The sequence below is a fragment of the Sediminicola luteus genome (genome assembly GCF_040566555.1).
Classification (GTDB): Bacteria; Bacteroidota; Bacteroidia; order Flavobacteriales; family Flavobacteriaceae; genus Sediminicola.
In genome coordinates this window covers 103,669-116,945 of sequence record NZ_JBEWYP010000008.1, presented here as the reverse complement: position 1 = coordinate 116,945, position 13,277 = coordinate 103,669, and the positions used below count along the sequence as shown (strand labels likewise).

The window sequence follows — 13,277 nt, the reverse complement described above, 5'->3', positions numbered from 1 at the left end:
TTAGATTTTATCGTTGGTATACGTTCCATTGACAAGCCTCATTAGGTTCAATGGGTTATTGTTTTGCAAAGCTTTGGGCAACAATTCATTTGGCCAATCTTGAAAAGCAACTGGTCTGGACCATCTTTTTATGGCGGAGACCCCAACAGAAGTAAATCTGCTATCCGTTGACGCGGGAAATGGCCCCCCGTGTTGCATGGATGGACAAACTTCCACGCCTGTTGGAACACCGTTAAAAATAATTCTTCCCACCCTATTGGTCAAGGCTTCCACGATGTCATGGTAACTCTCCAATTCTGCCTTGTTTCCTAAAATGGTTCCCGTTAACTGGCCTTCCAAGTGCTCCAGAATGTTTTTTAATTCTGACTTGTCCCTGCATTTTACTACCACAGAAAAGGGTCCAAATACTTCTTGATGGAGGGTGGGGTTAGCCAAGAATTGGTCCCCTCTTACAGTTACCACTTTTTGCTGTGCATAGTTTGGAGGCAGTGTATTATCGTAAGACCCAACTACAGCCGTCCCTTCCTGGTCTGAGAGTCTCTGCTTGGATTCGTTATATCCTTTATGAATATTCGGGTGCAACATACAGCTTGGCTCTATTTTCTCCAATTCTTGGCCTAGATTACCTACAAATGAATTAAAGGCATCCCCCTCCAACCCTAAAATTAATCCTGGATTAGTGCAGAACTGACCGGCTCCCAAGGTAATGGACCCTGCATATTGTTTTGCCCAGTAATCCCCTTTCTCTTTTAGGGCACTAGGTAGGACAATCACGGGATTAATACTCCCCATTTCTGCGAACACAGGTATAGGTTCTTTGCGTTCGGCTGCCAATTTATAGAGTGCCATCCCCCCTTTTATACTCCCTGTAAAGCCCACTGCCTTTATTCCAGAATGCATCACCAAAGCTTGACCTACCTCTATTCCCGAACTGTTTAAATTGGAAAATATCCCATTGGGCATACCCGTCTTCTCCGCGGCTTTCAGAATTGCGGAGGCTACCAATTCTCCGGTACCGGCATGCATGGGATGGCTCTTTACAATAACCGGGCACCCAGCTGCCAGGGCGCTAGCTGTATCACCTCCTGCGGTTGAAAATGCCAAGGGAAAATTACTGGATCCAAAAACAGCTATGGGCCCTAAAGGAAGTAACATCTTTCTGATATCGGCTTTTGGCAATGGTGACCGGTCTGGCTGTGCCGTATCTATGCTGGCATCAACCCATGATCCTTCCTCCAAAAGAATCGCAAAGGCCCTTAATTGTCCCATAGTCCTCCCCTGCTCACCAACAGCACGCCCTTCGGGCAATCCAGATTCAGAGACATAGGTATCTATAAGTAATTGTCCTACGGCTTCAATCTCGTCCGCTATCGTATTTAAGAACTGTGCTTTTTTTAGGGCTGAAACATTTTTGTACTCCTTAAATGCATGGGTCGCCAAACGAACCGCAGCATCTATCTCTTCATTGGAAGCCTCCTTGAATTCACAATTGTTAGCGATATTCTTTTGGGGGTTGAAAGTCTTAAAACTCTGTTTTCCTTCAGCGGACAATTTGTTCCCAATATAATTTTTTCCAGTAAGCATATCTTGCTTTGTATTTTTATTTGATTAGCATTTAGTTAGAAATAGAAGCATTTCTGAGCGATTTATAATCAGGTAAAACTGGTCTAGTTCTCAGACCTTCCTGAATGATGTTCAATACATGTTCCCTTTCTGCTCCTTGCAAAGGTAGTCTAGGAGCACGTACTTGCTCTGTTCCTATCCCGGTTGCTACCTCTGCCAATTTAATATTTTGAACCAATTGAGGGGTGATATCCAATTCCAACAATGGTAAAAACCATCTATAAATGGTGAGTGCCTCCTCAATTCTGCCCGCTTTTGCCAGCTCAAAGATAGCAACTGTTTCTGCGGGAAAGGCATCCACCAATCCTGCGACCCAGCCATCGGCCCCCATCAAAATACTTTCCAAAGCCAAGGTATCCACACCACATAAAATTTTCAGTCTATCCCCAAACCTATTCTTGATTCTGGTGATGTTGGAAATATCCCGTGTAGACTCCTTAACCGCCTGTATATTTGGATTTTTCAGTAATTCCTCAAACATATCCAAGGTAACCTCAATGTTATAATCTACAGGATTATTGTATACCATTATTGGTAATTCTGTACTATTGGCAACCTCTTTGAAATAGGTCATTGTTTCAAAATCAGTCGCCTTATATCGCATAGGTGGCAACATCATTAAACCGCTTGCACCATAGGCTTGGGCATTTTGGGCCGCAATGATGGCCCCTTTGGTGGTCTGCTCGGCAATATTGATGATCACGGGAACCCGATCATTGACCAAACGGACTGTTTCCTTAATCAATATCTTTTTTTCATCATCAGAAAGGGTGCTTGCTTCTCCCAATGTGCCGCCCAGGATGATCCCGTTCACCCCAGCCTCCAATTGCGCCTTAATATTTATCCCAAAAGCATCTAAGTCCAACGTGTCATCTGCTTTGAATTTCGTGGTCACTGCGGGCATTACCCCTTCCCATTTTACATTCATGATGTTTTTAATTATGATTATCACACAAAAATAGATCGATACACCTCTAAAAATTAAAAGGATATTAACCTATACTGAGACTATCTTACCTTGATTGTCTAAATTAGACAAAATATTTATGCTAAATATGCATATTTGTAACTGCTATGAAAGTATATCCTTTTAAAATCCCTAAGCCCATTCATGAGAACCTAGTGCTTCAAATTGACGAAGGGCTTCACTTTTATGATAAATTACATCAACATAAGGAAATACAGTTAACTTTGATTGTTAGAGGGCAGGGCAAATTGATTGTGGCAGATAGTATTCATCAATTTAAAGAAAGGGATATATTTGTTATTGGCCGCAATTGTCCTCATTTGTTTCAAGATAACGGTCTCGCAAAAGATTCTTGTAAAATGATTTCCCTTTTTTTTACCAGACAGACTTTTGGAGAAGCCTTTTTTAATAATCCAGAACTAGAGGAGATCGCACATTTTTTTCCAAATGCCGAATCTGGATTCCAACTTTTGAGCAAAAAAACAAAGGTCAGCCAGATAATCTACAAAATAAGCGAAACAGATAAATTCAATAGGTTTCTCCTTTTCTTAAAGCTTTTAAAAAAAATATGTCAGGCCAAAACAAAGGTGTTGACCAAATTTGTTTACCCAAAGACCATTTCCTTCAATGAAGGTCAACGTATGAGGACCATCTTTGATTATGTGATTCATAATTTTCAAAGTGAAATTACCCTCGATACCATATCCTCCATTGCACATTTGACCCCAAATGCCTTTTGCAGGTTTTTTAAACAGCGGACAAACAAGACGTTTTTTCAATTCCTCATAGAACTGCGCATAGAACACGCTTGTCAACTGCTCTTGAACGATAGAGACCTCTCTATTATAGAAATTTCGGATGCTTCTGGATTTAATTCAATCTCCAATTTCAACAGAAAATTTAAAGCGTTGAAAGGAACTACACCCTCGGAATATCAGCAACTCAAGAAATCAAATATTTACAGTTAAGTAACGATCTGCATTCGCCATCTTTTCACTATTTTTGGTTCGGACTAGTTAATTAACAACAAAAAAAACATGAAAAAATTAGTATTTGTAGCAATCGGACTTGCTTTTGCATGCAACACTGCACAAAAGACCGTTTCCGAGGCTACCCCAGTGGCCATCAAAGAGGTAAGCCCAACAACATATGCATTGAGCATCACGGAGGAAGAACTTAAGGAACACCTTTACACCTATGCCTCTGATGAGTTTGAGGGACGGGAAACAGGACAACCCGGACAAAAGAAAGCCGTAGAATACCTAAGGGCCCAATATCAAAAAATGGGAATTCCAGCGGCTCAAGCCAATGGGGACTATTTCCAGACCGTTCCTTTACAAATGAGTAAACTGCCAACGGGAACCATTTCCATAAATGGAAAATCTTATCCAATTGGAGAAGACTTCTTGACCTTCTCGGAAGCAAGTGGGACCTATAATGAAATTATCTATGCCGGTTACGGAATAGAAGAGGAAAATTATTCGGATTATGAAGGTTTGGATGTAACCGGAAAAATGCTTTTGATCAAAGCCGGTGAACCAACCCTTAAAAACGGCAACTATGCTCTTTCTGGAACCAAGGAGAAGTCGGTTTGGAGCAACATGTCGGAATCCATTGGCAAAAGAATGGAATTGGCCTTAGAAAAAGGTGCAAAAGGAGTTTTATACTTTGATGCTGATAATTTTTCCCGTTTCAAAACGCGGTATGACTATATGCTGCAAAATGATTCAGGAAGAATGGGATTGAAGGATTCCAAAGAGGAAGATTTCAGTAGCTTTTTCATCAATGCCAAAATGGCCAAAACATTAATGCCAAGCATTGAAAAGGATCAGACTGCAAAAGCACTTCCATTGAATGTTACCTTATCTATTGAGAGTGCCAATATAGAATTGAACTCTGAGAATGTGGTTGCATTCATAAAAGGATCTGAAAAGCCTGAAGAATATATTATTATTTCTTCCCACTTAGATCATATAGGAATAAGTAAAAATGGGGATATCAATAATGGTGCTGATGATGATGGATCTGGTACCGTTGGATTGTTGGAAATTGCCCAGGCCTTTAAAAAAGCTGCTGATGCTGGTAACGGTCCTAAAAGATCTGTTGTATTTCTTCACGTAACCGGGGAGGAAAAAGGACTTTTGGGTTCTATGTACTATACTGATGTGGAGCCTATCTTTCCATTGGCACAAACTGTAGCCAATTTGAATATTGATATGATCGGTAGAATTGATCCTAAAAGAGAAGGGGACAGAAATTATCTCTATTTAATTGGATCTGACAAATTGAGTACGGAGTTGCATGAGTTATCCGAAGAGGTGAACAACAAGTATTCAAAAATGGAGTTCGACTATACCTACAATGATGAAAACGATCCTAACCGTTTTTATTATAGGAGTGACCATTACAATTTTGCAAAAAACAATATTCCGATCATTTTTTACTTTAACGGTACCCATGATGATTACCATAGACCAGGTGATACCCCGGATAAAATTAATTATGACCTTTTGGAAAATAGGTCTAGGTTAGTTTTCTACACCGCTTGGGAGCTTGCCAATCGTGAAAATCGAATCGTTGCGGACAAAGCCATGTAATAAGATATTGAATTCATTAAAAAAGCCCCAATTACCAGTAATTGGGGCTTTTTTATTTTCACAGGGCGAGGAATTTGATTCATGCTTTTACATGACCTTACCAAAGGGCTAAGCTAGATAGTAAAAAAAACTAAAGCACAAAAAAAGCCCCATCAATGAAGATGAGGCTTGTAATTCTGGGTGGAAGACCGGGTTCGAACCGGCGACCCTCGGTACCACAAACCGATGCTCTAACCAGCTGAGCTACAACCACCATTTGTAAGCGGATGCAAATGTAAATTTTTAAAACATTCTTTCAAAATAAATTATTCCATTTTTTTTATTTTTAATACCCCTTTTGCAAGAAATATACCTGCCTACAAATTAAACTTCTGATAGCCAGTGTATTTATTGGAAGGCTGGTTTAAACTACAATTCTAAGCTACTCTACTTGCCAATATATGGGCCAGGACAGAATATTTATGCATATTGACGTTAACATTGTAGGTGTTTCGTAGGAATTTTCCTTAGTTTACAAGGGGTTGGCGAATTTTACCTTATACCTTTCCCATTACCCCAAAGAGTACAAAATATCGATGAAATACCGTTTTTCACGACAAAAACACACATTTTTTGACACTTCACAACATAAATTAGAATTATGCACGTTAAGATGTTAGTTTTAGCCGTAATAACTTAAAGAGTATAATGTCCTTATTAAGACCTACTTCTATTAACAACAAAAATATCCCCAAAAAGGCTATCCTATTAATGGTGCTTTTAATTGGCGCTTTGTCTATAGGATTTTCCCAAAACAAAGTAAAGGACAGTTTAACCAATGTTCTTCATGAAATTTATGCCCAGAAGAATTTTTCAACTTCGGATACCACATATATTAATGTTTTGAACAAATTAGGTGCCGAATTTACCTACCATACCTCCGACAGCTTAGAACTTTTGACAAAACAGGCCTTAAAATACAGTAAGGAGGCCAACTACAAAGTAGGTGAGAGCGAATCGTTAATGAATATGGGGATTTATCATTCCAACATGGGAGAGTCTTCAAGGGCAATAGCCCACTATAAAGAGGCATTGAAAATCGCAAAAGACATTAAAAATGTAGTGATTAGATTGAGAATTATCAATTTGTTGGCAACCGAGTACAATTGGGCCGGAGATTACGCCAAGGCTCTTGATCTTTTTCTAGAAGGGACTGAATTAGCCGAAAATTTGGGCCATGACCGTCAATTATCCGTTCTTTTGGAAAATCTGGCCAATCTTTACTCTTCCCAAAAAGATTTTGACCAGGCCATAATCTTTTATGAACGTGTAAAAAAAATAAATTTAAGTATAGGCAACGAGATAAATTCGGCCCAAACTATGGCCAATTTAGCCTCTGTTTACGCTGATATGGGGAATTTTGAATATGCCATGTTCAATGTAAATTCCAGTATTCCCATCTTTGAGAATAACCACATATTGGATTGGCTAGCCTATTCTTATGAAATAAAGGGAAAAACCTATTTAAGGCAGAAGAATTATAAATGGGCACTACATTGGTACAATCAATGTAATCTTTTGCACAAGAAGATCAATGATGACCGTGGTAAAATAGATTTGCTCAACGGAATGGCCGAGGCGTATTATGGTCTGGACCAAATAGAGCTTTCTGAAAAATACGCTCAAGAATCCTTCGAAATTTCCAATAAAATCCATTTTCCTGAAGGCATTCAAAAATGTGCCATGACACTTTATAGGATCAACAAAAGCAAAAATAAATATAGCGAAGCCTTAAGGTTCCATGAAATTTATCAGCAGGTTTCAGACACCCTATCCAGGGATGAAAATAAAAGAGGCTTGGCGATGTTAAAGACCAAGGCAGATCATGATAAGGAACAAGAGGCCCTAATTATAAAAAACCAGCAGGCCCTGGCTAAGCAGAAATATTACGTCTATGCTGCCATAGTGATCATCCTCATATTTATAGTAATTACCTTTTTGGTACATAGGGGGCAGAAAATTCAGAAAAGATTGAACAAAAAACTGCAGAACCAAAAAAGCGATCTAGTAATAAGGGAAAAACAGTTAAATGAGATCAATCTGACTAAGGACAAGCTATTTTCTATTATAGGACATGATTTGAGAGGACCTATAGGTGCTCTTCAAGAACTATTAAGAATGTTGAAAGTCGGAGAAATACAACAATCAGAATTCATGGATTTCATACCGAAATTGCGTGATGATGTGGACCATATCTCCTTTACCCTGAACAATCTATTATCGTGGGGTCAAACGCAAATGAAAGGGGCTGTGACCAAGCCGAGTGCTTTTGTATTGGAAGAGCTGGTGACTGACAACATTAACCTATTGTCGGAAATAGCGGAAACCAAATCGATAAAAATGATCAATAGAATTTCAGACAATACTATTATCTGGTCTGATGTCAACCAAATAGACATTGTTATAAGGAACCTTATCAGTAATGCCTTGAAATTTACCCCCGAACACGGAATGGTTACCATAGATGCGCAGGAAGGAAACGATCATTGGGAGATTTCTGTAAGGGATTCTGGTATCGGAATGGATTTGGTTACCCAGGATAAGTTGTTCCATGCCCATACTAACCACACCACCTATGGTACCAACAATGAAAAGGGTACTGGTCTTGGCCTTTCTCTCTGTAAGGAAATGGTAGAAAAGAATAATGGACAGATTTGGGTAGAAAGTGCTTTAAGAAACGGTACCTGCTTCTTCTTTTCATTACCAAAATCCCAAAAGGATTATAAGAATGTAGGCTAGATCAAAGCGTCTAGATTGTCAACGGCCACATGTCTCTCGGCAGTGAAACCTTCGGCATATTCCGTACCCACCAATCTTCCTAGATCTCTTGCCCTGTATTTTACGCTATCTATAAAATTCTTACTACTGATAGGTGTTTCAGGCTCATCGCTTTTTGGATCAAAGAACTGTGAGCCATAGGCCAAAATAGCTTCTGTCTTTTTATCTATAAAGCCACTTACATCAACAACAAAATCTGGCTTTAAATTTTTCCATTGTATGTAATGGTATACCTGCTTAGGTCGCCAAGCATCTTGCCATACATCACTGCCCTCTAATTTAGTATCAATTTTAACCAGGCCGCTTAAAAAACAGGCATCGCTTACCAGGCTACTTCCTTTGGCATGGTCTATATGACGATCATCAATTGCATTACACAATACAATATCTGGCCTATATTTTCTCAAGATCTGAATAATGCCCATTTGGTGTTTTTTATCGTTCATGAAAAAACCATCGGCATATTCCAAGTTTTCCCTAACGGTAACCCCAAGTATTTTTGCAGCAGCAGCGGCTTCCTCATCCCGTATCTCAGCGGAACCTCTAGTACCCAACTCCCCTCTTGTTAAATCTATGATCCCTACTTTTTTACCGTTCGCGACTTCCTTCGCGATAGTTGCTCCTGCTCCCAGTTCGGCATCATCTGGATGCGCCCCGAATACTAAAATATCTAGTTTCAAAGATTTTAATTTAAATTTATACTTAGTTGCTATGCACTGTTCTGCTCTTTGCTTTTACCGTTTCCAAAGCTTGTTCAATATCTGAGATAAGGTCCTCTACCTCTTCTATACCTACTGAAAAACGGATCAACCCGTCGGCTATTCCCTGTTTTTCGCGCTCTTCTGCGCTCAAAAGCGAGTGGGAGGTTAACGTTGGGGATAAAACGGTGCTCTCCACTCCTGCCAGACTCATGGAAGATTTAATTAGTCGTAAGGACTTTTGAAACAAGGAGGAGTTCAGGTCATTGTTCAATTCAAAAGACAACATTCCTCCAAAGCCTTTCATTTGCGCTTTGGCCAATTCATGCCCTGGATGTGACTCCAATCCTGGGTAAAAGACGGCATGTATATCATCGTGCACATGTAAATATTTGGCCATCTCCATAGCATTTTCGTTTTGGGCCCTAACACGTATTCCCATGGTCTTTATACTACGTTCCAACAGCCATACGGTATAATCACTTAAACTGCCACCGAAATTCTTGGCCAATTGAAAAATACGCTCCATATGTTCATGTGAAGCTGCTACTGCCCCAGCCAATATATCCGAATGTCCGCCCATGTATTTGGTGGCGCTGTGCAGTACCACATCAATTCCAAAATCGATAGGATTTTGATTCACCGGACTGGCAAAGGTATTGTCGATCATAGAGACCAAACCATGTTTTTTGGCGATTTTGGCGACAGCATCCAGATCTGTAATGGTAAGTAAAGGGTTGGAAGGTGTTTCTATGTAGATTACCTTGGTATTCTCCTTAATTTTTGCCTCAAAATCTTCTGGTTCCAAACCTGTGGTAAAAGAATATTCTATTCCAAACTTGTGGAACTCCTCTGTTACTAAATTATAGGTGCCTCCATAAAGGGTATTTTGAAGTACAATATGGTCTCCAGCCTTTAAAAAAGCCATTAAAGCCGTACTGATTGCAGCCATACCACTACCAAAGATCATTGCAGCCTCCGCATGTTCCAAAGCTGCAATTTTTTTTGAGAGTGCCACTTGGTTGGGAGTATTGAAATACCTTGGATAGCGTTTAACATCCACATCTTCAAAAGCATAGGATGTACTCATAAAAAGAGGGGAAACGGCTCCTTTGAACTGTTCATCCTGTATTTCCCCGAAATGGGTACAAATGGTATTTAAACCTTTTATATTGTCGGCCATAATGACTACTATTTTATGAATTAAAAAGGTGTCCGAAAACACCTTTTATAAAATCTAAAGTTACAAAATGAAAGGTATCCTTTTTTAATTTTTGGAATAATTAACTCGGTATCTCCAAAAACTAATTCCTCCCAATGCAAAGACGCCAGCAACGGTATACCAAATAAAGGTTGGCGTTATTACCTGATCCCCACTAGCGTAACTATGAAGTCCCACCAAATAGAAATTTACCCCGAAATAAGTCATCATAATACTGGAAAAAGCAACGACACTTAAAAAGTTGAATGTCCATTTACTTCTTAACCCCGGCACTAGACGCATATGGATTACAAAGGCATAGACCATAATGGAAATTAAGGCCCAAGTTTCTTTTGGATCCCATCCCCAGTATCTTCCCCAACTTTCATTGGCCCATTGTCCGCCCAAGAAATTACCTATGGTCAACATAATCAAGCCCAAAGTAAGAGCAAGTTCATTAATGATGGTCAGTTCCTTTAGGTTGATCTCCATGCGTTTTTTATTTTTCTTGGTAGTCAAGGTGATCAGGATCAAAGAGACCACTCCTAGGATCATCCCTACGGTCAAAGGACCGTAACTTCCAACAATAACAGCCACGTGGATCATTAACCAATAACTATCCAATACAGGTTGAAGATTTGCAATGGAAGGGTCTACCCAACTTTGATGGGCGATCCACAATAACATGGAGGCCACGAATGCCGTTGAAGCGATGGTCATATCGCTCTTTCGACCAAAGGCCAGGCCGATACCCATGGTTGCCCATCCTACGTAGAGGATACTTTCATAAGCATCACTCCAAGGAGCATGTCCCGATATGTACCAACGAAATATTAGTCCAGCCGTATGCCATAGGAATAAAAGAATAATAGAGCCTTTAAAGAAGTAGATCCCCACCCTCCAAATGGAACGGTCTTTAAATATTTGAAAGATCAAGAAGAAGAACATCAAAACGCCTACCAGGGCGTAATATTTGAATAATTGGTTGAAAATATCCAATTTGTTATAAAGTACCTCTGCTTTTATCTTGTTTTCGGAGGGTAAAACTTCACTTCCATGGTTTTGCTGATTTTTCTTAAAAGCGGCCAATAATTTCTCTGCTTCCGAATAGTCCCCTGATGTATTGGCATTGTCCAAGGACATCAAATAGTAAGGAATTGCATTTTTCACGAAGTTCGCATAAAGCGAATCCTGAATCTGATATTTACCTGAGCGGTACTCAATGGTAGAGATCCATTTGTTGTTCTCATCATTCAACAAAGGAAATATTTTAATGATCTCCCCACTCAAAGCCCTGTTCAATAGCCCCAAGCGCAAATCCACATCCTTAAAATCCTGCTCAAATTTATTAGGGGTGTTGGTGGCGTAAGCCTTTTCCAGGTAGGAGGCCAATTTATACTGTCCCTTTGCATCAAAAAAGTCGGTGGCCTTTACATATTTCTGACCTTCAGGTATTCCAATAATCTTACGGATACTATCATTCTGACCTTTTTTATCCAAAGCGATAAACTTCGCATTATACCAAAGGGATGGGTTCGCCATCATGGACAAAAATACCTGATCAGGGTTCAACCCTTCAAAATTATCCTTGAAACTTATTTTTCGTAACAGTTCAGCGGCAAAGGTGTTAATGGGCTTCATACGGCCGCCATCGTCCTGAATGACCAATTCCCCAAATTTTTCAGCATGTGCCAAGGAAACGGCAGTGGACTGTAACATAGAATCCACGTTTACAATTTTTGGCATTTCAGTGTGGTCGTGATCATCGGCCTCTTGCGCCATACCGGGTATGGTAAAAGCCAACACTACAAGCATTGTCATGGCCTTTTTCTTCGCCTTTAACTTATCTAAGGACTCAGCAAGATCTTTAAATCGTGTCTTACCTAAAAGCATAATCGCCATTAAACCAATATACAAAAGGAAATAGCCAATGTAGGTGATCCAAGTACCCCAAACATCATGGTTTACGGACAAGACGGTACCTTTTTCATCGGGATGAAAACTAGATTGAAAAAAACGATATCCCTTGTGGTCCAGAACGTGGTTCATAAAGATATCATAATCAAAAGGGCGCTCGTCCTCTACCGTAACCTTACTCATGAAAGAGGCATAGCCCTTTTCTGTACCAGGATACTTCTCGGCAATAAAATCGTTCAACTTAATATAAAATGGCAATTCATTGATCTTGGAGCCATAGGAAAGTGAAAAATCCAATCCTCCTACATTAAATTTCTCTGTAAAGTTTGTGGCGCCTTTTCCTCCCAATAACTTTTTTTGTACGGTTTGCCCATTGGAAGTTACATTCAAGATAAGGGCATCTTGGGAATTCTTGGTAATCTCGTTTTCAGGTAAGGGCACAATCCCATAAGACCCTTTGATCACGGGTTCTGGTATTACGAACTGCATACCTGCAGTGTTGTAGAGTGATCTTAATTGTAATGTTTGCAAACTATCTTTGTACAATTGGCCTTGAAATTGGTCTGCCATTCTCATAAAATCACCTTCAAAAGGAGATTTTATAAGGTACGTACTGTCTGTGGTCATGATGTTAATTGCTCCATCCGTCTCTTTGTTCAAAGCAAAAAGCACGTTGTGGATACTGGTAATCTCTCCACTTTCCAAAAAGTGGTCATGCCTGTCCCCGTCACCGGCCTCAACAATTTTTAAATATTGTTTTCCATTTTCATCTGGAATGAGTCCCTCTTCAGCACCCTTTATAAAACCTGCGTAGGAAATGGAAAAATCTTGGCCGTTGAAATCAAAATTCCAGGGTAGGCTCGATTTCATTGCTTCTGGGGTTACGATCAGGTCGTCTTCAAACTTACGTCTCTGTAACTGTCCGTTCACATCCCCATCTACAAAGGCGGTCAAATAGGTTTTATCGGAATAAAATACGTTTTCAGAATTGCCTTCCCTGATGGGCATCATGCCTTCAAAACTAATATATCTGGTCACAAAAGCCCCCACTATGATCAAGATCCACGATAAGTGGAGCATCAGTACTGGCCATTTTTCCTTTCTTAAAAGTTTATAACGGAATATATTTCCTGTGAAGTTGATTACGAAGAACACCATAATGGCTTCGAACCAGGTGGCGTTGTATATCCAAATTCTCGCGGTCTCGGTACTGTACCAACTTTCAATAAAAGTACCAAAAGCCATTGCCGTTGCGAAAAGGATAAAAAGAATGGCCATTAAACGTGTAGAAAAGAAAATCTTTTTGAGCAGTTCTGTCATCGCTAGGATAGAAGTTTTATTTCAGGCGCAAAAATACGGTCTTTTTATCATTTTAGCGGCCAATGCCACATTTAAAAAGTTAAACAAGTTTGTTAATTATTTCCCAAGCAAACACTGCATTAATTTGTATTTTTGGG

At 39.7% G+C, this 13,277-nt stretch carries 8 protein-coding genes and 1 tRNA gene; 3 read left to right on the top strand and 6 right to left on the bottom strand.

Annotated features, from left to right (window positions below; all coding sequences use genetic code 11):
• Entirely contained in the window at positions 1 to 1,584 is a 1,584-nt protein-coding gene (locus ABXZ32_RS13275; RefSeq protein WP_354619170.1) for an aldehyde dehydrogenase (NADP(+)), read from the bottom strand.
• A 31-nt stretch (positions 1,585 to 1,615) separates the two neighbouring features.
• Positions 1,616 to 2,551: a dihydrodipicolinate synthase family protein gene (locus ABXZ32_RS13270; protein ID WP_354619169.1), complete on the bottom strand. Its 936-nt coding sequence runs from the start codon at positions 2,549 to 2,551 to the stop codon at positions 1,616 to 1,618.
• A 146-nt stretch (positions 2,552 to 2,697) separates the two neighbouring features.
• On the opposite strand from ABXZ32_RS13270, the gene ABXZ32_RS13265 reads away from it, so the two are divergent.
• Together ABXZ32_RS13265 and ABXZ32_RS13260 are read left to right on the top strand one after the other, a co-directional pair.
• Positions 2,698 to 3,558, top strand: a complete 861-nt coding sequence (locus ABXZ32_RS13265; RefSeq protein ID WP_354619168.1) for an AraC family transcriptional regulator — start codon at positions 2,698 to 2,700, stop codon at positions 3,556 to 3,558.
• A gap of 69 nt (positions 3,559 to 3,627) precedes the next feature.
• Entirely contained in the window at positions 3,628 to 5,187 is a 1,560-nt protein-coding gene (locus tag ABXZ32_RS13260) for a M28 family peptidase (protein ID WP_354619167.1), read from the top strand.
• Positions 5,188 to 5,365: 178 nt separating this feature from the next.
• Here the strand turns inward: ABXZ32_RS13260 and ABXZ32_RS13255 are convergent.
• A tRNA-His gene (locus tag ABXZ32_RS13255) sits at positions 5,366 to 5,441 on the bottom strand.
• A gap of 433 nt (positions 5,442 to 5,874) precedes the next feature.
• On the opposite strand from ABXZ32_RS13255, the gene ABXZ32_RS13250 reads away from it, so the two are divergent.
• The gene (locus tag ABXZ32_RS13250; RefSeq protein ID WP_354619166.1) at positions 5,875 to 7,965 is read left to right on the top strand and encodes a tetratricopeptide repeat-containing sensor histidine kinase; all 2,091 of its coding nucleotides are present in this window, start codon (positions 5,875 to 5,877) and stop codon (positions 7,963 to 7,965) included.
• On the opposite strand, the gene bshB1 is transcribed toward ABXZ32_RS13250, so the two are convergent.
• The 3 genes from bshB1 to ccsA all read right to left on the bottom strand — a co-directional run bounded on the left by bshB1 (position 7,962) and on the right by ccsA (position 13,140).
• Complete coding sequence (bshB1, locus tag ABXZ32_RS13245; RefSeq protein ID WP_354619165.1) at positions 7,962 to 8,684, bottom strand: bacillithiol biosynthesis deacetylase BshB1; 723 nt, start codon at positions 8,682 to 8,684, stop codon at positions 7,962 to 7,964. The genes ABXZ32_RS13250 and bshB1 overlap by 4 nt on opposite strands.
• Positions 8,685 to 8,706: 22 nt before the next feature.
• A complete protein-coding gene (locus ABXZ32_RS13240; protein WP_354619164.1) occupies positions 8,707 to 9,885 on the bottom strand; it encodes a trans-sulfuration enzyme family protein in 1,179 nt (392 codons plus the stop codon).
• 84 nt (positions 9,886 to 9,969) lie between these two features.
• Positions 9,970 to 13,140, bottom strand: coding sequence for a cytochrome c biogenesis protein CcsA (ccsA, locus tag ABXZ32_RS13235; RefSeq protein WP_354619162.1), 3,171 nt, complete (start codon positions 13,138 to 13,140; stop codon positions 9,970 to 9,972).
• Positions 13,141 to 13,277 lie beyond the last annotated feature (137 nt).

What these genes read in the sequence shown, in the direction of transcription:
- ABXZ32_RS13275 (WP_354619170.1), bottom strand. Translation starts at nt 1,584, where the DNA reads ATGCTTACTGGAAAAAATTATATTGGGAACAAATTGTCCGCTGAAGGA.
- ABXZ32_RS13270 (WP_354619169.1), bottom strand. Translation starts at nt 2,551, where the DNA reads ATGAATGTAAAATGGGAAGGGGTAATGCCCGCAGTGACCACGAAATTC.
- ABXZ32_RS13265 (WP_354619168.1), top strand. Translation starts at nt 2,698, where the DNA reads ATGAAAGTATATCCTTTTAAAATCCCTAAGCCCATTCATGAGAACCTA.
- ABXZ32_RS13260 (WP_354619167.1), top strand. Translation starts at nt 3,628, where the DNA reads ATGAAAAAATTAGTATTTGTAGCAATCGGACTTGCTTTTGCATGCAAC.
- ABXZ32_RS13250 (WP_354619166.1), top strand. Translation starts at nt 5,875, where the DNA reads ATGTCCTTATTAAGACCTACTTCTATTAACAACAAAAATATCCCCAAA.
- ABXZ32_RS13240 (WP_354619164.1), bottom strand. Translation starts at nt 9,885, where the DNA reads ATGGCCGACAATATAAAAGGTTTAAATACCATTTGTACCCATTTCGGG.
- ccsA (WP_354619162.1), bottom strand. Translation starts at nt 13,140, where the DNA reads ATGACAGAACTGCTCAAAAAGATTTTCTTTTCTACACGTTTAATGGCC.